At 47.6% G+C, this 20947-nt stretch carries 23 protein-coding genes; 11 read left to right on the top strand and 12 right to left on the bottom strand.

All coding sequences use genetic code 11. From position 1 onward, the window contains the following. Nucleotides 1–11 precede the first annotated feature (11 nt). The 3 genes from K6Y21_RS14310 to K6Y21_RS14320 are packed head-to-tail and all read left to right on the top strand — an operon-like array spanning nucleotide 12 to nucleotide 3102. The gene (locus tag K6Y21_RS14310; RefSeq protein WP_233072523.1) at nucleotides 12–1091 is read left to right on the top strand and encodes a glycosyltransferase family 4 protein; all 1080 of its coding nucleotides are present in this window, start codon (nucleotides 12–14) and stop codon (nucleotides 1089–1091) included. A 14-nt stretch (nucleotides 1092–1105) separates the two neighbouring features. After that, nucleotides 1106–2053: a glycosyltransferase gene (locus K6Y21_RS14315; RefSeq protein ID WP_233072524.1), complete on the top strand. Its 948-nt coding sequence runs from the start codon at nucleotides 1106–1108 to the stop codon at nucleotides 2051–2053. After that, on the top strand, nucleotides 2047–3102 hold the full coding sequence (locus tag K6Y21_RS14320; RefSeq protein WP_233072525.1) for a WavE lipopolysaccharide synthesis family protein: 1056 nt from the start codon (nucleotides 2047–2049) through the stop codon (nucleotides 3100–3102). The genes K6Y21_RS14315 and K6Y21_RS14320 overlap by 7 nt, the downstream gene beginning before the upstream one ends. A gap of 13 nt (nucleotides 3103–3115) precedes the next feature. Here K6Y21_RS14320 and K6Y21_RS14325 read toward each other — a convergent pair whose 3' ends face one another. From K6Y21_RS14325 to K6Y21_RS14340, 4 genes are all read right to left on the bottom strand, one after another. Further along, the gene (locus tag K6Y21_RS14325; protein ID WP_233072526.1) at nucleotides 3116–3649 is read right to left on the bottom strand and encodes an outer membrane beta-barrel protein; all 534 of its coding nucleotides are present in this window, start codon (nucleotides 3647–3649) and stop codon (nucleotides 3116–3118) included. Then, nucleotides 3637–5058: a capsule assembly Wzi family protein gene (locus tag K6Y21_RS14330; protein WP_233072527.1), complete on the bottom strand. Its 1422-nt coding sequence runs from the start codon at nucleotides 5056–5058 to the stop codon at nucleotides 3637–3639. The genes K6Y21_RS14325 and K6Y21_RS14330 overlap by 13 nt, the downstream gene beginning before the upstream one ends. A 125-nt stretch (nucleotides 5059–5183) precedes the next feature. After that, the gene (locus K6Y21_RS14335; RefSeq protein ID WP_233072528.1) at nucleotides 5184–5957 is read right to left on the bottom strand and encodes a glycosyltransferase family 2 protein; all 774 of its coding nucleotides are present in this window, start codon (nucleotides 5955–5957) and stop codon (nucleotides 5184–5186) included. A gap of 2 nt (nucleotides 5958–5959) precedes the next feature. Then, entirely contained in the window at nucleotides 5960–6970 is a 1011-nt protein-coding gene (locus K6Y21_RS14340) for a CDP-glycerol--glycerophosphate glycerophosphotransferase (RefSeq protein ID WP_432757998.1), read from the bottom strand. 132 nt (nucleotides 6971–7102) lie between these two features. Here K6Y21_RS14340 and waaA point away from each other — a divergent pair, with 132 nt between their 5' ends. Then, on the top strand, nucleotides 7103–8461 hold the full coding sequence (gene waaA, locus K6Y21_RS14345) for a lipid IV(A) 3-deoxy-D-manno-octulosonic acid transferase (RefSeq protein ID WP_233072530.1): 1359 nt from the start codon (nucleotides 7103–7105) through the stop codon (nucleotides 8459–8461). 241 nt (nucleotides 8462–8702) lie between these two features. Here waaA and K6Y21_RS14350 read toward each other — a convergent pair whose 3' ends face one another. After that, a complete protein-coding gene (locus tag K6Y21_RS14350; protein WP_233072531.1) occupies nucleotides 8703–9407 on the bottom strand; it encodes a 3-deoxy-D-manno-octulosonic acid kinase in 705 nt (234 codons plus the stop codon). A gap of 103 nt (nucleotides 9408–9510) precedes the next feature. Here K6Y21_RS14350 and K6Y21_RS14355 point away from each other — a divergent pair, with 103 nt between their 5' ends. Beyond that, nucleotides 9511–10560 (top strand): glycosyltransferase family 9 protein, encoded by a 1050-nt coding sequence (locus K6Y21_RS14355; protein ID WP_233072532.1) that lies wholly within the window; start codon nucleotides 9511–9513, stop codon nucleotides 10558–10560. A 144-nt stretch (nucleotides 10561–10704) separates the two neighbouring features. Here the strand turns inward: K6Y21_RS14355 and K6Y21_RS14360 are convergent, their stop codons facing one another. Both K6Y21_RS14360 and K6Y21_RS14365 read right to left on the bottom strand, forming a co-directional pair. Then, the gene (locus K6Y21_RS14360; RefSeq protein WP_233072533.1) at nucleotides 10705–11982 is read right to left on the bottom strand and encodes a nucleotide sugar dehydrogenase; all 1278 of its coding nucleotides are present in this window, start codon (nucleotides 11980–11982) and stop codon (nucleotides 10705–10707) included. 80 nt (nucleotides 11983–12062) lie between these two features. Beyond that, entirely contained in the window at nucleotides 12063–13040 is a 978-nt protein-coding gene (locus K6Y21_RS14365) for a hypothetical protein (protein ID WP_233072534.1), read from the bottom strand. Nucleotides 13041–13124: 84 nt separating this feature from the next. Between K6Y21_RS14365 and coaD the strand changes: the two genes are divergently transcribed. Next, a complete protein-coding gene (gene coaD, locus K6Y21_RS14370) occupies nucleotides 13125–13604 on the top strand; it encodes a pantetheine-phosphate adenylyltransferase (RefSeq protein WP_233072535.1) in 480 nt (159 codons plus the stop codon). Here the strand turns inward: coaD and mutM are convergent. The 5 genes from mutM to radC all read right to left on the bottom strand — a co-directional run bounded on the left by mutM (nucleotide 13601) and on the right by radC (nucleotide 16270). Beyond that, on the bottom strand, nucleotides 13601–14413 hold the full coding sequence (gene mutM, locus K6Y21_RS14375; protein ID WP_233072536.1) for a bifunctional DNA-formamidopyrimidine glycosylase/DNA-(apurinic or apyrimidinic site) lyase: 813 nt from the start codon (nucleotides 14411–14413) through the stop codon (nucleotides 13601–13603). The genes coaD and mutM overlap by 4 nt on opposite strands. A 36-nt stretch (nucleotides 14414–14449) precedes the next feature. Beyond that, a complete protein-coding gene (locus tag K6Y21_RS14380; protein ID WP_233072537.1) occupies nucleotides 14450–14920 on the bottom strand; it encodes a hypothetical protein in 471 nt (156 codons plus the stop codon). A 114-nt stretch (nucleotides 14921–15034) separates the two neighbouring features. Further along, on the bottom strand, nucleotides 15035–15205 hold the full coding sequence (gene rpmG / locus K6Y21_RS14385) for a 50S ribosomal protein L33 (RefSeq protein ID WP_232801664.1): 171 nt from the start codon (nucleotides 15203–15205) through the stop codon (nucleotides 15035–15037). Nucleotides 15206–15215: 10 nt separating this feature from the next. Beyond that, the gene (gene rpmB / locus K6Y21_RS14390; RefSeq protein ID WP_233072538.1) at nucleotides 15216–15452 is read right to left on the bottom strand and encodes a 50S ribosomal protein L28; all 237 of its coding nucleotides are present in this window, start codon (nucleotides 15450–15452) and stop codon (nucleotides 15216–15218) included. Nucleotides 15453–15595: 143 nt separating this feature from the next. Beyond that, a complete protein-coding gene (gene radC, locus K6Y21_RS14395; protein ID WP_233072539.1) occupies nucleotides 15596–16270 on the bottom strand; it encodes a RadC family protein in 675 nt (224 codons plus the stop codon). Nucleotides 16271–16389: 119 nt separating this feature from the next. Between radC and coaBC the strand changes: the two genes are divergently transcribed. The 5 genes from coaBC to K6Y21_RS14420 all read left to right on the top strand — a co-directional run bounded on the left by coaBC (nucleotide 16390) and on the right by K6Y21_RS14420 (nucleotide 20943). Next, nucleotides 16390–17589 (top strand): bifunctional phosphopantothenoylcysteine decarboxylase/phosphopantothenate--cysteine ligase CoaBC, encoded by a 1200-nt coding sequence (gene coaBC, locus K6Y21_RS14400; protein WP_233072540.1) that lies wholly within the window; start codon nucleotides 16390–16392, stop codon nucleotides 17587–17589. 23 nt (nucleotides 17590–17612) lie between these two features. Then, nucleotides 17613–18068 (top strand): dUTP diphosphatase, encoded by a 456-nt coding sequence (gene dut, locus K6Y21_RS14405; RefSeq protein WP_233072541.1) that lies wholly within the window; start codon nucleotides 17613–17615, stop codon nucleotides 18066–18068. A gap of 37 nt (nucleotides 18069–18105) precedes the next feature. Continuing rightward, a complete protein-coding gene (gene slmA / locus K6Y21_RS14410) occupies nucleotides 18106–18699 on the top strand; it encodes a nucleoid occlusion factor SlmA (protein WP_233072542.1) in 594 nt (197 codons plus the stop codon). 181 nt (nucleotides 18700–18880) lie between these two features. Continuing rightward, nucleotides 18881–19711: a small-conductance mechanosensitive channel MscS gene (mscS, locus tag K6Y21_RS14415; protein ID WP_233072543.1), complete on the top strand. Its 831-nt coding sequence runs from the start codon at nucleotides 18881–18883 to the stop codon at nucleotides 19709–19711. A 155-nt stretch (nucleotides 19712–19866) separates the two neighbouring features. Beyond that, nucleotides 19867–20943, top strand: coding sequence for an ABC transporter permease (locus K6Y21_RS14420; protein WP_233072544.1), 1077 nt, complete (start codon nucleotides 19867–19869; stop codon nucleotides 20941–20943). Nucleotides 20944–20947: the final 4 nt, after the last annotated feature.

Genomic DNA, 20947 nt, shown 5'->3' on the forward strand with positions numbered 1-20947 from the left:
TGTAGGAAAACATGAAAATACTGGTTGCTAGTTCATATCGCCATGCTTGGAACAGCGTGCGTCCCGAAGCGGAAATGTTCATTGAAATGGTGCGTCAAGGCCACACCGTCACACTCATGACACAGCCTGATTGCGAATATTTACCGCGCTTTAATGAACACGGTATTAAAACCATTGCGTGTTATCCGACTAAGAAAATTTGTCTCAAAACCATTAAGGCCATGCGCGCCGAGCTGCATCAAGGCGATTACGACATCGTCTACGCGTTTAATTCCAAAACCATCCCCAATGCCATTTTGGCCAGTATCGGCCATCGCGCTAAAGTGGTGCTGTATCGCGGCACCACAGGTGGCTTGTATCGACATGATCCAACGGCTTATTTAACCCATTTAAGCCCTCGGGTTGATGGCATCGTTTGTGTTTCCAACGCCGTCACAGAAGATGTAAAACAACGGGTTTGGAAAAATAAAGACAATGTAGTGACCATTTACAAAGGCCACCAACTGGATTGGTACTTAGTGCCACCGGGCGATCGCAGTGAATTTAATCTGACAGATAACGACATCATTGCCATGTGCGCCGCCCATGTGCGTCCAAGTAAAGGCATCGATGTATTAATCGAAGCAACTCACTACATCGATAACCCCAACTTTCACTTAATTTTAGCGGGCAGCGGCTTTGAGCCGTATTTTGACGCCATGAAAGCCAGCCCCATGGCAGATCGGATCCATTACATAGGTCATCGTAGTGATGTACCTTCATTAATGGCCATGGCCGATTTTCAGGTGCAACCCTCAAAAAGCGGTGAAGGCCTGCCGCGCACCATCATTGAAGCCATGGCTAATGGCACACCGTCTATCGTCACCACTACGGGAGGCTCACCTGAGTTGGTAGATGATGGTAAAACCGGCTATATCGTCCCGACCAATGATGCTAAAGCCTTTGCTGCGGCAATGAGTAAGCTCATCGACGATCCGGCCAAAATTAAACAATTTAGCCAAGCGGCCAAGCATAAATTAGATACCGAAATTAACGCCAAGGAAACGGTGCGAAAGCATATCGAGTATTTCAATCGTTTACTGGCGCAATAAAATAGGTAGTGACCATGGAACGGCATATTTTACATATACATGATCAAGCGCTGCCCCCGACACCAACCAGTGGTGGCTCTAATCGGTTAGTTGATTGGTTAGCCAAAGAACAAAGTTTACTCGGGCATATGGTGAGCGCATTATCGCCACAGGGCCATACTACACCTTACTATCAACATATCCTCGCTGATATTAAACAGCTGGATTTTCAGCAACTTTGCCAGCTGATTCCTGATTCTGTCACCGATATTGAATACCACGGAGGGCTAACTGCAGAGATAGCGCATCAACTTTGTCAGCGCTACCCTCGTTTTATTTCAGTGATCCATTCCACCTGCGGTAAAACATCCCCTAATCGCGTTTATGTTTCAGCATCACATGCACGCCACCATGACGATCAACGCTTTATTTACAATGGTGTGCCAGTGGATGAAATTGAGTTTTCCGAAGATAAAAAGGATTATGCGCTCTTTTTAGCGAAGGTAAAACGCAGTAAAAAAGGGGTCCAAGATGCTATTGATATTGCCAAGCAAACCAAACACCCATTATTAATCGCCGGTGGCAGACGATTTGGTAGCCCAGAAACTTGGTTCCCTTGGCACCCTAGTATTAAGCCCCTTGGTTACATCAATGGGGCTCAAAAACAAACCATTATTAAACACGCTAAAGCCCTGTGGGTGCCGATACGCTGGGAAGAGCCATTTGGTTTAACCGTGGTTGAAGCCATGCTCGCGGGAACGCCTGTCATCGCATACAATAGAGGCGCGATGAAAGAGCTCATCCATCATGGCGTTTCTGGATTTGTGTGCGACACCAAAGCAGAATTTATAGATGCTCTCAATCTGGTTGATAAACTAGATCCAAAGATCATTCGCCAACATGCGCTCGATAACTTTTCTGCCTTAAAAATGGCCACTGCGCATCTAGACATGCTCACACTCGCGGGCTCAGAGCCATGGTAAGCACAACCCACACATCGATAGGTAAAGTAATGGACATGCGTGACATCACTGTGGTGGTACAAGGACCGGTACACAGTTATCAACAGCGAGCAATGGATGATAATATCACCAAACAATGCCTCGCATCTGTGCGCCAATTTTTACCTAAGGCTCACATTATTTTGTCTACCTGGCCTGAACAAGATCTCAGTGGCTTGGATTATGATGAGCTCATCATCAATCCAGATCCTGGCAGTAATATTCGTTATTACACCGATAAGCACAAGCCAAAAGGGCTGAATAATAACCGCCAGATCGTCTCTACCTTAAATGGGTTAAAGGCCGTTAAAACCAAATATGCGATCAAGCTTAGAAGTGATAACTACCTGACATCTGCTGAATTTGTAAACTTATTTAACCGTTACCAAACGCGTTGCGATGGCCCATCTGTCTTTAAACAACGCATTGTGATCCCAAACACCTTCAGCCGTAAGTATGCCAAAGGCTTACCTGTCGCGTTTCATCTTAGTGACTTTTTCTACTTTGGATTAACCGAAGATCTACTCAAGCTGTGGGATATTCCACTGCTAAAAAATTATGATCTTGAGGCCCAAGGTATACCTAGCCCCGGTTACCCTAACTATCCCATCGACTGCACCCAAATGTTCTGGCAAGAAGGCTTGAAGAACTTTACATTCAATACCCAGCTGGGCCACCTACATGATTTATCTCATGATAAGTTACATCTAAGTGAACAATTTATCGCAAACAATTTGATCATTGCAGCCCCAGAGGAAATAGGCTTGGGTTTATGTGATAAATTTTTAGGTCAAGCGCGTGTGAACCGTGTGAGAGGAAAGAGCAGTTTTTATCAATTGAGCGATTGGCTTAACTTATATCGCCAATATTGCGATGCCCAACAACCAATGAAAGTATCAGCAAGGCTACTTCTGTGGCTACAACGCTTAGTGTATGTCTACCCGGTGATGCTTGAAACCCGATTTAAACTAAAAAAGCGCCATCGGCGCTTCAACAAGAGGCTAAACCAAACGGACGACAGTTCAATTTAGCTTTACAGGCATATCAGAACCGATAACGCAGCGCCACCGTTCCCCAGACAAATAAGTCTTTGTTATGGGTTAACTCGGGGTTCCAGTTATCACTGGTGTCGGTATCGGTCCAGTTAATGTCCGCCGCAATCGACAGGTTGTCATTGAGGTAGTATTGTAAACCACCACCAACGCCATAGCCCCACGCCGAGGTTTCACGGTAATACCTTGCCGCCCCGCCGTAGCCATTAATTGCCCAGTTAGGGCTGAATTGATATTCAAAGTTAGCCACTCGCCACATCAGCAAGTTCCCTGAATCACCCCAACTGGCAATGTCTTTAACTAAAACATCAACCCCAGTACCCATGCTCCAATCTTGATTAATTTCTCGCATCACACCAAACTGCAAGGTTGGGCGTACTTTATTTTCTTCAATATCGATACCGCGTTGGCGATGATGCATGTAAGAGGCTCCCGCCCCGACATAAGGCCACCAACTTGCTAACGCCGACGAGCTGAACGTCATTAGCCCTAGTGCTAAAAGTCCGTATTTAGTTACCAATGCCAATTTAGTTCCCCTCTAATAAAATCATCATCCAGAACCGTAGTACCGCCATAAATGCGATAGCCCCAGCTTTGCCCCGCTAGCTTACCGTAATATTTTAAATCTAATTCATGGGCCATTTTGTAATCATGCTTATAACCGCCGCCATCATATTGGTTATCCTGATTGCGATAGGTCAGCTCGTAGCGTTGCTCAGCGCCAGCTTGCCAACCTAGCTTAGCCACATGAACCCGCGCCCCGACAGGATCGCCAAAATAACGATTATCCCCAGCCCAGCTGCCCATAGCGACGCCGTCATTGGTATACCCATTTTTAAACACGTGGTGTACATACCAAGCATGCATAAATTCGGTGTATTCATAAGTAAAAGAGAAGTTCGGACCTAAAAAGGCCTGTGGCATAAAGGGAATAAACAAACCCGCTGAAACAGCCAAATTGCCTAGGCGCGTCTTAGAGAAATTAACCGTGTCTTCACCGCCGTATTCGGCATAAATCGAAAAGGGGGTTTCACCTTGAAAGTTAATCCGACTGGTGACAGAAGCGATTTGGTTATCGATGGAGTTACCATTTTGATCCTTAGTCGGATCCCAAAACGACTTGAGGATCTCTTTAACGGTGAGATCACCATTATCAACTAACTGTTGAGTACGATTCACACCTATGGTCCAACCCGAAATGGGCTCAACACTCATATGAAAACCAAGTAAACCAGGTCGACCACTAATATCTTCACCATTCCAACGCATGCCATCGGTATGCTCTAAACGGCTAAAAAACACGTCGTATTTCAAGTTCCACAGTGACTCAAACGCCACGGGATTAGAAAAACCAATGGAGACAGAGGGTCTGGCATTGGTTGACAACAACATGGCTGACTCTTGAAAGGGCGAAAACCAATGCTCACGATAGCCGATATCAACTTGAAAGCTGTCCCACCCGATCACGACATAACTGTCGACCGGAATCGCCGTTTCGCCATCGTAGGCTAAACCACCTACCGACACCGCGGCGTATTCACTTGGGTTCCAAACACCCGTTGCCGCAACGCGAAAATTTGAATCTATTTTTTCGCCACGTGCATTGGGAATCACTTTACCGCCATCGGGTTTATTAGCACCGCCTGCCGCCACTTCAGCATAAGTGAAACTGTAATCCTGTTCATAACGCTGTAAACGGGTGTCAATAACACGAAACAAAGCCGGATGGCTTTGCTTAACTTGTTCTAAGTGCTGCCTCACTAATTTGACACTATAAGGTTTAGCTAAGGTAGGCATATTGGTGACAACACTGAGCTGTTCAATACGGCCGTTAAGGTAATCATCTTGCAGAGAAATAAAGGGGCTTGCCGCAGAAACACCAGCCGAAGCCAGTAATCCGAATAGGGGGACAAGGTACTGCCAATCCCGTTTCATACATCACCAATCCATGAGAAAAAAATCAGTAGCAAAATATAATCTAAATCACGCGTCACAACAAGGAAACGGCGGATTATTGTCGGTAATCAGGTATATCTCGCTTCCCTTTACAATCTCTCTATTTAACTTGGCTTTTTATGCTGTAACAGCCACAAGCCCATGTGTTTGTTGTAGTTAGCTTGGGCATAACTCATGGCGACAATAAAGCCGATGCTGCCGTCTAAAAAACCACGTCGAATAAAATAAATTAAAATAAAGGTCCACACGCCACCGAAAAATATCATTGGAAATGGGCGGGCTTTTTTGCCTTTACGATTGTACTTTTGGGCGCCAAGCCAAGCGTATTTCGCTGTCTTTTCAAGACCGTGGCCATAATCCCTTTGGGTATAGTGCAACAACAAACCGTTGAGTTTGCCTTTTTTGCCTTCAGCAGGCACCACGGTTTCATGCACTTCATCTAAGGTGTAACGCGCCCCTTCGCGCTGGAATAAACGCAGTACCGCACGAGCACTGCGGCCATATTTTAGGGTCTTGCCATATATCGTCACCCCCCAAGGCAAACGATAAGAAGTACAAGGGATGGTCTCTTGGGATAATAATGACAGCAAACTTTTTTGCATGGTTTCATCCAATGCTTCGTCGGCATCAATTGATAGCACCCAGTCACCCGTCGCTAAATCTAATGCGCGCTGCTTTTGTTTACCAAATCCGGGCCAATCAGTGATGCTGACCTTGTCGGTGTAGCGCTGACAAATCGCCACCGTATCATCGGTTGAGCCACTGTCTAACACAATAATTTCATCGGCAATGGGGGCGACGGATTGCAAACAACGCTCAACGCGGTCGGCTTCATTTTTCGTAATTAAGATAACGGATAAGCTGTGTTTTTTGCTCATGTTTAAATCTTCCAATAGCCCAATTTCTTGCGCATTTTTAAATGGCGGATAAGGTTGCTTGGTTTGGCTTTTAAATGAGATGTGCCTTTAGCTAATAATCCATCCACCGCGGCCAATACGCGCTCGCTGGAATGGCCATCACGATACGGGTGCAGTGACTCAGTATAATCGCGGATCCCTTGCATCAAGTCTGCAGGATGAGTCAGCGCCTCGGTTAAGGCAGGATGTACTTGATCTGTTTGGGTAATATTATAAAGATGCGGCCCCGGCATCTTATTGTTAAACGTGACCACCGGCTTTTGTAGCATTAAATACATCAACACAATCGATGAGGTATCACACAGCATCACATCAGCCGCCGTTAGCAAGGGCAATACATTGTCGGTTTCAACAAATTGGGCATTGGGCATACTGGCACATAATGCTTGATACATCTGCACCACTTCTGGCTCCATTTTTGGGTGGAACTGAATAAGCCAATGCCACTCCCCTGTAGCCATCAGGCCTTTTACGGTATCAAACAAGGTGCGAGCACAAGAGATCTGCTTAGAAAAGGTGGAGCACATCAACACGGTTTTACGGCCATCTTGACTTAAATAGGGATTGTCAGCCATAGGCGTAAACAAAGGATCCAGCGCCGCCCAACCGGTTTCAACCACGTCAAAATGGCCATGTTGTTTGGCTAACTCTTGAAACCGCCCCGTGGTGCTCGGGCCTTGAGTGCAATATAAATCAAAGCAATTACGGATGGCAAAATGGCCCTTGTTACCTTCACTCTTGCGCTTGCCGGTATCAAAGCCATGAAATAAAGCGACTTTTAGTCCGGGAATAAAACTGGGCACCACGTTACCGGGGACAAACACCGCATCCGGCTGCCAAGCTATCACCTCCGCTACCGAATGCCAGCGTTGCTCGTTTGGCTTAAGGTGTTTAGGGTCAACTTCATTGCCTTCCAAAAACCAATAAACTTGATCGCCACGCGCCAAAATCGCCGTTTGCAAAGGGCGTAACATGGCATAGGCATAATTTTGCGCAATGTAAAATAGATAACGCTTAGTCGACAATCCCAGTTCCACCCTAACATTAAAAACTCAGCGCATAATAACAAAAAGCCGCCTATACCCAAACTAAGACGCACTGGATTTATGCCCGATGGCGTAGCAATTGATCCTATTTGCGCGCTAAAATCCTCTTTATTGCCAATACTTAGTGACACCGCCATGCTTATCCGCCTGCTTTATACCTTGCTGATGTTAATCGCCAGTCCCTTTTTGCTCTTTGGTTTATACAAAAGTAAGCCCGGCAAACCTGCCTTTGGCAAACGTTGGCGCGAACACTTTGGTATAACTCCGCCACTGACCGATTCCCGTCCGGTGATTTGGCTGCATGCGGTATCCGTGGGCGAATCCATTGCTGCTTTACCCGTATTAAAAGCCTTAGCCCAAACCTACCCGCAGTATCAACTGCTGGTCACCACCACCACCAGCACAGGCGCAGCGCAAATAGCCAAACACAGCGATTGGCTTAGCCATCGATACATGCCCATCGACTTACCCATTTGCCTTAATCGATTTCTTCGCACTATTAAGCCGGAATGCTTACTGATCATGGAAACCGAGCTGTGGCCCAATACCTTGGCCTGCGCCAAGCAAGCTGGCTTGCCCATCGCGGTAATTAACGCGCGCTTGTCGGCGCGCTCGGCAAAGCGTTATGGCCAAGTGCCATGGGCGTTTAATCAAATTGCCTGCCGATTAGATAAGCTATTTTGTGTGGCCCAAGATGACGCGCAGCGCTTTGCTCAATTAGGCATTAGCGAACGATCACTGACCGTCACCGGCTCGATTAAAAACGACATCCAAATAAGCAACACTGTGATTGAACAAGCTAACCACCTACGCCATCAGTTAGGCGAGCAACGTCCAGTGTGGGTCGCGGCCAGCACCCACAAGGGCGAAGATGAGCAAGTATTGGCTGCCTTTAACACCTTACTCAAGCAACTGCCACAGGCCTTACTGATTTTGGTGCCGCGTCATCCCGAGCGCTTTGATGCCATGGCGCAGTTATGTGTCGATTCCGGTTTTAGCGTGCAGCGTCGCAGTGCTGGTTTTGATACTAATCAGACTTGTCAGGTGTATTTGGCCGATACCATGGGAGAAATGCTCGTCATGCTGGGCGCCAGCGACGCCGTATTTATGGGCGGCAGTTTAATTGGCGAAGCCGTGGGCGGCCACAATATGCTTGAGCCCGCCGCTCTTGCCAAGGCCACGATTACCGGCCCCAGCTATTACAATTTCACCGATATTGCCGAGCAACTCATTCAGGCGCAAGGGTTATGGGTGTGTCACGACAGCCAGCAACTGGCCGAGCAAATGACACAACTTTTGCAAGATCAGGGTTTAAGGCAACAAGTCGGCCAAGCGGCGCTTAAGGTAGTACAACAAAACCAAGGCGCTGTCGCTAAAACCGTGCAAGAATTAGCACCTTTGTTAACCGCTCCCCCGTAGGAGCACCAGTCATGGTGCGATTTAGTCTCTTTTGTGCCCCCCAGTGATGGGGCGATTTAACCCCCTTCTGTGGGAGCACCAGTCATGGTGCGATTTAGCCACCTTCTGTGGGAGCCCCAGTGATGGGGCGATTTAGCCACCTTCTGTGGGAGCATTAGTCATGGTGCGATTTGATCATATAGTTTATCGCTGCATTACTGCAGCTCCCACAAATGACTGCAGCTCCTACTAGACATTGTTTCTACGGGGTATGATACCCCTCTAGCAGGATCTGCCAATTAGCTTGATTAAAGTGAATATTACGTTTGGTCACTTCTTTATTAAATGAGCGCAGCAGCCTAGCTAAGTTGCCTTGCTGCCAGCCCTCACCTGTTTGCTGATAGCATTTATCAAAATCGATCAGCCACACTTGTTGCTGCTCATCAAGCAGGATGTTGTGTGAGTTTAGGTCAGTATGATTCACTTGCGCGCGATGCATTTGGGCGACGGTTTGCCCTATGCGATACCAAATATCATCGGCCAAGACTTGCTGACTCAATAAACCAACCAGATCTTGGCTGTGTGGGATCTTTTGCTGCAAGATATCGGCGCGATAGGTTAAACCTGATTTGATCGCCCTTGCCGCAATAGGAGCTGGTACATTAACGCCCTGCTCATGTAGCTTTTGTAATAAGTTAAACTCTTGAAAACTGCGGGTCTTTTCCCAGCCAGTAAACCAATAGCTATCGGCAATCAATTTGCCAAATAGACCGCCGCGGCGATAATGACGCAGCGCCATTTCAGTATTTTCGCCTTTAACAAACCAAGTAGTCCCCCGACCCTGAGCCGAGCCAATCACCCGATTTTGCTGCTGCCAATAAGCAATATCAAAACAAGCAAGGGGATCTTCGCTCAATAACGCTTCGTTAAACCAAATTTTGCCATTGGCCAGATCTCGCTGTTGCATCGGGTTTCCTTTTACACTTGTTGAAGCAGCCGTATTTTACAAATACCTGAGTGACCTGCATAATTCTCGATTCTATCACGCGATTATGATTTGGGATCGGCTAATGGCTTTATTTACCAGCGCACCTGCTTCTTTATGTATTTTACGTTTATCGGCCATTGGCGATGTTTGCCATGCCATCAGCGTAGTACAAGCCATTCAGGCCCATTGGCCCAGCACGCAAATCACTTGGGTTTGCGGTAAAATTGAAGCGCAATTACTGGCAGATTTGCCCGGAATTAAGCTGGTTGTGTTCGATAAGAAGCAAGGCTTTGCTGGCATGCGGCAAGTTTGGCAAACCTTAAAGGGGCAAAAATTCGATGCTTTGTTGCACATGCAATTAGCCCTGCGCGCCAGCGCCTTGTCGTTAGGCATTAAAGCCAAATATCGGGTTGGCTTTAGTAAAGATCGCAGTAAGGAAGGTCAATGGCTGGTGACTAATCGCCACTTACCTAGCTCCAACAGCGTGCACGTAATGGATAATTTTGCCGACTTTGCTCGTTATATTGGCGTGCCTTTTAGTCAACCTCAATGGCATATTCCACTGAGTCAGGCCGATGTCGATTTTGCCACAGGCATTATCAAGGGCAACAAAACCTTAGTGATTTCCCCAGCCGCCAGCAAAGACGAGCGCAATTGGCTGACCGAGCGCTACGCCGCCATCGCTGACTATGCAAACGAACGCGGATTACAAGTGATCTTGTGTGGCTCACCCGCACCGAGGGAGCTCGAGCTCGCCGACGCCATTATCAAACTTTGCCAGCGCCCTGTTATCAATCTCACCGGAAAAACCTCGCTAAAACAATTGGCCGCCGTGCTAGCTGCAGCCGATGTTGTTATCGCACCCGACTCAGGCCCAGCCCATTTAGCCACCACCCAAGGCACGCCGGTGATCGGGCTTTATGGTCACAGCAATCCTAAACGCACCGGCCCATATAACGATCTCGATAAGGTGGTCAGTGTGTATGAACAGCACGTGGTTGCCCAGCACAACAAACCGATTGAACAGCTAGCATGGGCGACGCGGGTCAAGGGAGAGCATGTGATGCAAGATATCAGTGTTGATGCTGTTAAAGCGCAGCTCGATAAGCTCTCTCTGTGGGAGCTGCACTAATTTGTAGGAGCTGCACTAATTTGTGGGAGCTGCAGTCATTTGTGGGAGCTGCAGTCATGCAGCGATAAATGGGTCGACTAAATCGCCCCACCACTGGGGCTCCCACAACAGAATTCATCGCACCATGACTGGTGCTCCTACTAGCTACAACCGTGCGGTAACGATAGCACTATCGGAAATCCGCTTCACATCAAAGATCACGCAATTATCTTTACTCATGGCATGGTAATCGCCCTCGGTCAGGGCAACGATTTCACGGTGCGGCACAGTCAATACCAGGGCATCATATTGTTCGGTTGGCAGTTGATTCATCAGTTCAATGTCATAATAGCGCTTGGCCTCATCTGCATCGGCCCATGGATCATACACGCTCACTTCCACGTCCATGGTTTGCAACTCACGGATCACATCGATTACCTTGGTATTACGCAGGTCAGGGCAGTTTTCTTTAAAGGTGAGGCCCATAATAAGCACCTTAGATTGGCTCACTTGGATCTTTTGTTTAAGCATTAAACGCACCACGCGATCGGCAATATAAATGCCCATTTCGTCGTTTAAGCGTCGTCCCGCTAAGATCATTTCGGGATGATAACCCAGCTCTTGCGCCTTATAGGTTAAGTAATAAGGGTCTACACCAATACAATGACCGCCCACCAAGCCCGGATGAAAATGCAAAAAATTCCACTTCGTCGCCGCGGCATCCAACACCTCTTCGGTACTGATGCCAATCTTTTCAAAGATTAGTGCCAATTCGTTAATTAGGGCAATATTGACATCGCGCTGCGTATTCTCGATCACCTTAGCCGCCTCTGCCACCTTGATTGAACTGGCTTTATAAGTGCCAGCAGTGACCACCTTGGCATACATGGCATCGACAATCTCAGCAACATCTGGCGTAGAGCCTGATGTCACCTTAGTTATATTGGTTAGCGTATGAGACTTATCACCCGGATTAATGCGTTCGGGGCTGTAGCCACAGAAAAAATCTTCGTTAAACACCAACTCAGAGCCCTCTTCTAACAAGGGCACACAGACCTCTTCAGTGGCGCCAGGAAAAACAGTACTTTCATAAACCACAATATCGCCGCGCTTTAAAACACTGGCAACCGTGTGAGATGCGCCAGTCAAGGGAGACAAGTCGGGTTGATGGTGTTTATCTATCGGGGTGGGAACTGAAACAATAAAAAACTGGCAATCACGCATCGAGGTCGAGTCATGACTAAACTTCGCCGTGGTCGAGAGTAGCTGCTCGCGGGTCGCTTCAAGCGTGCGATCATGACCCTGCTGTAACTCCTCAACCCGCTGAGTGTTCACATCAAAGCCCACGGTATCAAAATGTTTAGCAAACTCTAGCACCAGAGGTAAGCCGACATAACCTAAGCCAAGCACGGCCACCTTAGTGGGCATTTGTAAAGTAGACATATTAACTCCCTGAAGACGATATTTCCCTTCAGAAAGCTTAGTACATGGCCACCAACTTAGGTGGCCCAGTTAAGACAAAGTTAGGGCAAAATGATTTCCGCTAAGCTGGCTGAACTCAGCGGGCTGCTTTCAGCACTGATCAATAACGTTCGGTCATTTTTCCAAATGATCCCTTCCCATTGTGCATATTCAGGCAGTGGATAGTATTGCGATCGAGTTAAGTCAATTTTGCCACCCACCACATCAAATAACCAAATAAACGCATTACCGAAAATACGCCGCTTACTGTAACCTAACAAGGCTAGGCGTCCAGTCGGCGCGTAATAATCAGCCGCTGTAATAAGGCCATTAACCGGCAAGGTTTGCATTGGACTTAAGGTTTGTGGTGTGACGCCAATCTCAGCTTGATACACTTGGGTTTGCAGGTCAGCCCAGTTTTTTGAGAATAACCAGAGTTTATCGTCAACCACCGTGATGGCTTCACAATCATAGTTGTGTTCATAAGCGTCAAACGTACCTTGCTGGCCAGCAAAGCGAATATTGATGCGCTCACTGCTCAGCCTTGAGCCATTGGCAGCGACGTCTATTTCATGCCAAGGTACCTGATAAATTTGGAATTTGTCGCGTTTTCCTGCGTTATTACCGCAATCAGCAATATATAAGTTGGCATCATCTTGAGCCAAAGACTCCCAGTCATAATTAACTGCATCGGTCACTTTCAGCTTAGTTTCAACAAACTGGTTGCTCACATTAAGCTTATACAAAAACGCGCCGTCGCCACTGTCATTAATGGTCCACAGTTTGCCATAACGCATGGCTAACCCTGAGGTTTCTTTCACCTCACTGGGCAAGGATGCCAACGGATTAAACTTAACTTGCGTATCCGTTAATGTATCGACCCTGAGCTGTGCATGGTCAGCAACGGCGACCTCAGCCTGGTCGCTTTCAAGATCAGTGGTAGTGGCTTCATGAGACTGCGAGAACGTACTGCATCCGGTTAATAAGCTTGTCACGGTGAGTAATGACACGCCGAATAAGCCCGCTGGCTTCAATAACACGATTAGCTTCCTTCTTATCTTATTATCTCGATTAAGTATAATGGTGCTGCTTTACAATTTTGCTGACAACTGGAACAAAACATCATGACTGTACGCGTAATTTACCCTGGCACATTTGATCCTGTGACTAATGGTCACATAGAACTCATCGAACGTGCCTGTAAAATGTTTGGATCTGTGATCATCAGCATAGCTGCCAGTCCAAGCAAGCAACCGCTATTTGACTTAAACCATCGGGTTAGCATGTTACAACAAGCTACACAGCATCTCGATAACGTGCAAATTATTGGCTTTACTGGATTATTGGCCGAGTTTGCCAAACAACAGCAAGCGCAAGTCTTGTTGCGTGGGGTGCGTGGCGGCAACGACTTTGATTACGAGCTACAGTTGGCTAACATGAACCGCAAGCTAAACCCTGAGCTAGAAACCGTGATATTAACCCCTAGCCCAGAAAACTGTGCGATCTCATCGACCTTAGTGAAAGAAATTGCCAAACACGGTGGTGACGTTAAAGATCTTGTGCCCGCTCATGTTAAGCAAGCACTGGTTGAAAAACTCGGTTAACGCTGGCACTGCGGGCAAAATACCGTGCTGCGTTGACCCAATTTAACTTCTTGTAATGGCGTCTGGCACACTAAACAAGGCTGCCCCCCGCGGCCATAAACCGCGAGCTGCTGAACAAAATAGCCGGGCTTGCCGTCCGCCTTGGTAAAGTCTTTTAACGTGGTACCGCCTTGGGCGATGGCTTCGGCCAGCACGGTTTTAATGTGCTGAGTCAGCGCTTGATAACGCGCTTTAGCGATATTGCCCGCGGCACGCTTCGGGTGAATACCGCTGCGAAACAAGCTCTCATTGGCATAGATATTACCCACCCCTACCACATTGGCGTTATCCATAATAAACTGCTTCACTGCGGTTTTACGCCCGCGTGAGCGCTCGAATAAGCGATGTTCGTCAAAGTCATCGGTTAACGGCTCTGGACCAAGCTTGGCTAGCAAGGGATGCAATTGCGGCTCACCTTTAAGCCACATACAGGCACCAAAACGGCGCGGGTCGTGCAAGCGCAGTAGCTGACCCGACGCAAACTCAATATCAATATGATCGTGTTTCTGCACCGGACTGCCCAGCGGCAGTACGCGTAAATTGCCCGACATACCTAAATGCAACATGATGGTGCCCACTTGCGTACGCAATAGCAGATATTTGGCGCGACGCTCGACGCGCTCAACCACCTGGCCACAGGCCTCTTGGATGCTTTCAGGCACGGGCCAACGCAGCTGTGGCTGACGCACCACAATGTTGCTAATTTGCGCCCCCGTGACAAACGGCGCGATGCCTTGTCGACTGACTTCAACTTCGGGTAATTCAGGCATTCATTAATCCATCTATTAAAAATGACTTATACGCACTCATCGTGGCAATAGTTTATGTATGGTGAGATCATCTAGCTTGAGTAACTGCGACTGCCAGTTACTGATCACTAAGCCATTATCTAACTGATACAGCACCAAACTAACAGGCTCATCAATCCCTGCCATCCAAAATTGGTACTCTTGGCTAAACTGACTGACCGGTAATTGGCCTTCTGGTAGTTCTAGGGTTGCTAACGGCTGGGATAGCCACGCATCCATCATTTGTCCCAGTTGCTCGGGTGCCAGCCCGATATCAGGGCGGCTACGCCAACTGCGACCTATGCGCTCTATGGTGTAGTCGGGGCCTTGCATGGTCAAAATCATGCCTTGACTGGGCAGTAAGGTAGCTTGTTTTGGGGTACTATTTTCATCATGCAGCATCTTTTTGTGGCTGAAGTTAAAAATAAAAATCATCCCCAGCACGGCAAAAATAAGTACATTGTTCCATGCTTTTTTACTTAATTTCATCGCCTTTCTCCCTTACCCCTTTGCTGGCATCATAATCGAGCGAAGGCAAGATGCAAGAATTTCAGGCATAAAAAAAGCCCAGCTAAGCTGGGCTTTTCAGAAGAGAAGAATCAATTACTTGATTTTGCCTTCTTTGTACATAACGTGCTTGCGAACTACTGGATCAAACTTTTTGATCTCGAATTTCTCAGGCATGTTGCGCTTGTTCTTGTCAGTCGTGTAGAAGTGACCAGTACCAGCACTTGAGTTCAAACGAATTTTTTCGCGACCGCCTTTAGCTGCCATAATCTATCTCCTAAACCTTTTCACCACGGGCACGGATGTCAGCTAGCACTGCATCAATACCTTTTTTATCGATGATACGCATACCTTTAGTAGTAGTACGTAGTTTTACAAAGCGGTTTTCGCTTTCAACCCAAAAACGGTGTGTTTGTAGGTTAGGTAGAAAACGGCGTCTTGTTCTGTTTTTCGCATGTGATACGTTGTTACCTACAGCTGGACGCTTACCGGTAACTTGACATACTCTTGACATGTCACTCTTCTCCAAATAAATCTTCTTGCTCGAGCAATATTAGTACCTCGTGTGGCCGTCGCCCGAGGCACTACGAGGGCGCATTTTATACAGTAAAGCCCATACAAGATCAACACAATGTTCAAATATGGTCGAATTTTCGGCTAAATCCACCCTCTTTCAGCAAAAGAGGCGGTTTCTCCGTCACCCACCACTAAATGATCTAATACTCTCACATCGATCAAGGCGAGGGCCGCGATCAGCCGTTCGGTGATCCGTCGATCGGCCTGGCTGGGCTCGCAAATTCCCGACGGGTGATTATGCACTAAAATAACCGCCGCTGCATTCGCTGTGAGTACTTGTTCCACCACAATGCGTGGATAAACATTGGCGCTGTCGATAGAGCCATGAAAAAGTTCAACAAAATTGAGCACTCTATGCTGATTATCAAGCAGTAATGCGGCAAACACTTCATGGGTATAATCACGCATTTTGGCGGTTAAATATTGCCGTGTGGCCTGTGGGCTGGTCAGGGCGTCTTCTCGATATAGTTGTTCTGCTAAATAACGCCGGCAGATCTCGAGCACGGCCTGCAACTGCACGTATTTAGCCGTGCCCAAGCCCTTGCCTTGGCAAAACTGCGCCTGCTGCGCCCCCAGAATCGCCCGCAACGAGCCAAAATCCGTTAACAAATGACGCGCCAGTTGCACCGCGTCTAAACCTGCGCACCCCGTGCGTAAAAAAATCGCCAACAGTTCCGCATCCGATAGCGCCTGCGCGCCTCTCTCAAGCAGTTTTTCACGCGGGCGCTCCGCCGCTGGCCATTGTTTAATGCTCATCTTTTCCCCTGTGCTTAGCTCAGCAATTCCTTAACTCTAGTCGAAGGCAATGATCCAAGTAGGGGAAATTGCCATTTAAGATGTGCTATCTTTGCGCTTTATTTTTTTGGGGCAAGACCATGGATCTAACAAATAAAAAAATCCTAATCGGAGTATGTGGCGGCATCGCAGCCTACAAATGCGCAGAGCTGATCCGCAGGCTAAAAGATCATGGCGCGCAAGTGCGCGTGGTGATGACCAAGTCGGCGCAAGCCTTTATTACCCCGTTAACCTTGCAAGCCGTGTCAGGCAATCCGGTCTCCGATAGCCTGTTAGATCCTGCAGCAGAAGCGGGCATGGGCCATATCGAGCTGGCCAAATGGGCAGATTTAGTCTTAGTTGCGCCCGCCAGCGCCAATACCTTAGCGCGCATCAGCGCCGGCATTGCCGATGATTTATTATCCACCTTGTGCCTAGCCACGCCTGCCCCCATCGCCATTGCCCCTGCGATGAATCAGCAAATGTATTTAGCGCCCGCTACCCAATCTAACTTAACAACCTTAGCCCAGCGCGGTGTGATTATTTGGGGGCCAGCGCAAGGCGAGCAAGCTTGCGGCGATGTAGGCCCGGGACGTATGTTAGAGCCAGCACAGCTGGTTGAGCTTTGTTTAACCCAGCTTAATCCCAACCAAGACCTTGCAGGTGTGAAAATATTGTTAACCGCTGGCCCCACCCGTGAAGCCATCGATCCGGTGCGTTATTTGTCTAACCATAGCTCAGGCAAAATGGGCTATGCATTAGCGCAAGCGGCTCTGAATATGGGCGCCAAGGTGACCCTTATCTCAGGTCCGGTTTATCTTAGTGCGCCAACAGGTGTTGAACTCGTCAAAGTAGACAGCGCATTAGAGATGCATCACGCGGCCACTTCACGCAGCGCCGAGCACGATATTTTCATCGGCTGCGCCGCGGTGGCGGATTATCGACCAGAATCGGTGGCAGCTAACAAAATCAAAAAAAGTAATGATGAGTTAGTCGTAAAAATGGTAAAAAATCCTGATATTCTTGCCGATATCGCCAATAGTACGCCACGACCATTTTGTGTCGGTTTTGCCGCCGAAACCCAAGACGTTGAACATTACGCCAAAGATAAACTCGCGCGCAAAAACCTTGATTTGATTGCCGCTAACGACGTCGCTAAGGCCGGACAAGGCTTTAACGCCGAGCAAAACAGTTTGAGCGTATTTTCTAAACATGAGGTGAGCCAAATTGCCCTTGCCGATAAAGGCAAAGTGGCCGCCGAGCTACTCAAAATTGTCGCTCAGCAATATAAAAATAACTAATTTAAGTACCTAAGACAGCACAAATGAAACAAATAGAATTAAAAATACTCGATCCGCGCATCGGCACGACTTGGCCATTACCCGACTATGCCACACCGGGCTCGGCAGGAATGGACTTGCGCGCTTGTATCGACCATGCAATCACGTTAGCGCCAGGAGAAACCCAACTGCTAGCAACGGGGATGGCCATTCATATTAACGATGCCAGCCTAGCGGCGACCATTTTACCTCGCTCAGGTTTAGGCCATAAGCACGGCATCGTATTGGGCAATCTCGTTGGCTTGATTGATTCTGACTATCAAGGCCAATTGATGGTGTCGTGTTGGAACCGCGGCCAAAGCGAGTTTACTATCGAGCCAGGTGAGCGCATTGCCCAGTTGGTGTTTGTGCCTGTGGTGCAAGCTCAGTTCGAAATCGTTAATGAATTTGCCAGCAGCGAGCGCGGCGAAGGTGGCTTTGGCCACTCTGGCCGCCAATAACTCATTCATTTGTTAGTCGGTTTGTTAAGGAACTTCCATGTCAGGAAACAGTAAAACTAATCGTAAAGAGCAAATCTTACAAGCTCTGGCACACATGTTAGAAACGGCGCCAGGGCAACGTATTACCACGGCCAAGCTCGCCAAGGAAGTGGGCGTATCTGAAGCCGCGCTATACCGTCATTTTCCGAGTAAAGCGCGTATGTTTGAGGGATTGATTGAGTTTATCGAAGAGTCCCTACTATCACGCATCAATTTGATCCTTGAAGAAGAAAAAGACACCTATAACCGGATCCATCATATTTTGCATCTGCTACTGAGCTTTACCGAACGCAACCCGGGTATTACCCGCATTTTAACCGGTGATGCCCTGCTCGGTGAAAATGAGCGCTTACGCGAGCGGATCCAAGGCTTATTTGAAAAACTCGAGACCCAAATTAAACAGGTACTCAGAGAAAAACGCATTCGCGATGGTAAAGGTTTTAGCCTAGACGAGTCCATGCTGGCAAACCTGTTGTTAGCGTTCGCGGAAGGCAAAATCAATCAATTTGTGCGCACGCAATTTAAACGCAAGCCCACTGCCGATTTTGATGAGCAATGGGCATTTATTCGCAACCAGCTACTCAACAGCTAGCGCCCTCACTTCATGGCGTGAGCGGCTGATCGCTGGCGCTATGAAAAGACACATTCACTTCACCTTCTCCTTCCTTCGCCATGATTAACTTTGAGCGTGATTATACCTATTGTTTATATATTATTTTGAGCTAATATAGCCACGTTAAATTCTACCCCTACACATCTAAGGACCATAAAAAATGGAAGAAATCATTAACGAATCTGGCTCTTGGTTGCAAAATAACCAAGCCTTACTCATTGAATATGCAGTAAACATAGCCGCTGCTGCACTGATTTTGTTTTTTGGCTTTATCGCCGCCGGTATGGTTGCGGGCGGCATCCGTAAAGTGATGTCGAGTAAAGGCTTAGACAAAACCATCGTTGATTTTGTAGCAGGCCTCATTCGCTACGGCATTATCGCCTTTGTTATTATCGCCGCCCTTGGCCGCGTTGGTGTACAAACGGCTTCTTTCGTCGCCATTATCGGTGCCGCCGGTTTAGCCATAGGTTTAGCGCTACAAGGCTCACTGTCTAACTTCGCTTCAGGCGTATTACTTATTCTATTTCGCCCTTTCAAGGCAGGTGACTACGTTGAGATTGCTGGCACAGCAGGCGCTGTTGATTCAATCCAAATTTTTTCGACCGTGTTAACTACGCCAGATAACAAAGTGGTTGTTGTGCCAAACGCAGCGGTGTTTGGCGGTAACATTGTCAACTATTCACGCTTGCCTACTCGCCGTGTTGACATGGTTATCGGTGTTAGCTACAAGGCAGATCTTAAACAAACTCAAGAAGTATTAACACGTATCGTCACCGCTCATGAGAAGGTACTAAAAGATCCCGCTCCTACTATCGAAGTGGTCGCATTAGCGGATTCTTCTGTGAACTTTGTGGTTCGCCCATGGGTTAACACGGCAGATTACTGGGGTGTATACTTTGACCTACACAAGCAAATCAAAATCGGCTTGGACGAGGCGGGTATCGAAATCCCATTCCCACAAATGGATGTACATTTAAATAAAGTGGCATAAATCAGGGTTGAGCGACCCTATTTAAGCTGAAGATAAGCCCGCTAATGCGGGCTTTTTTGTTGGCACATTTGTTAGAAAAATTTTAACCAACGGATGCACAAAGGCATAATTCATAGTAGCCTTATATTTCAAGACATTGATAAGGTTTGACTTCGATGGGAAACTCACCTGAAGAGCAGCTAACAATTGAATTAGCCGAGCAGCTCACCGCAGCGAATGTGGCAACATATTGGTCTCAAGTCAGTCAAATGAGGAAGCAACATCCCAATCAGCCATTGGTCGTTGATGCCGCACAGTTACAACACATCGACACCACAGGCATTGCTTTTTTGTGTGACATAACACAACAAAGCGCAACGCAAGCGCACTTTAGCTTAATTAATTTAGCCCCCCATCTCGCCGCACTCATTCCCACGCCACCTTCGGCTCAAGCCACCCAAGCTAAAGCATCGCCGTCCTTGATCAGTAACATAGGTAAAGCAGCCCAAGAGCAGCTTAAATACACCAGTATTATGGTGCTGTTCTTAACCCAATGTTTTAAAGCCATCATGGGCGTACTCAGCGGCAAAGCCAAGTTACGCTGGCAGGAAGTCTTTAGCATTGCCACCCAAGCCGGTGCGAATGCGGTGCCCATCGTATTACTTATCGGTTTTTTAATGGGCGTCATTATTGCCTTTCAATTTGGCTTAGTCGCACAGCAATTTGGCGCCGTGATATTTGTTGTCGATGGGATTGGGATTGCAACGCTACGTGAGTTAGGCCCATTAATGACCGCCATTGTGTTTGCAGGACGAACGGGCGCTGCGTTTGCGGCTGAAATCGGTACCCAAAAAGTGAATGAAGAAATCAATGCCTTGCATACGTTTGGTTTAAGCCCGGTATACTTTTTAGTATTACCCCGTTTGATGGCCGCCGTGTTAGTGATGCCACTACTCACGATCATGGCTGATATCGTAGGCATATTTGGCGGCGCGTTGGTTCTGACCAAATTTAATATTAGTTTCATACAGTTTTACCATGCATTATTAGATGCTGTAACGGCTTGGGATTTCACCCTCGGTCTCATTAAATCGCTGGCATTTGGTTTTGCCGTCGCCGCCATTGGCTGCGAACGCGGCCTTGCAACAGGGGCTGGGGCGACCTCTGTCGGGCTTTCTGCCACCAGCGCCGTGGTCACCAGCATAGTCTGGATCGTTGTGATTGACGGTTTCTTTAGCCTTTTGATGAGTTAGGAAG

The sequence above is a fragment of the Motilimonas eburnea genome (assembly GCF_021295345.1).
GTDB lineage: Bacteria > Pseudomonadota > Gammaproteobacteria > Enterobacterales > CBDFNC01 > Motilimonas > Motilimonas eburnea.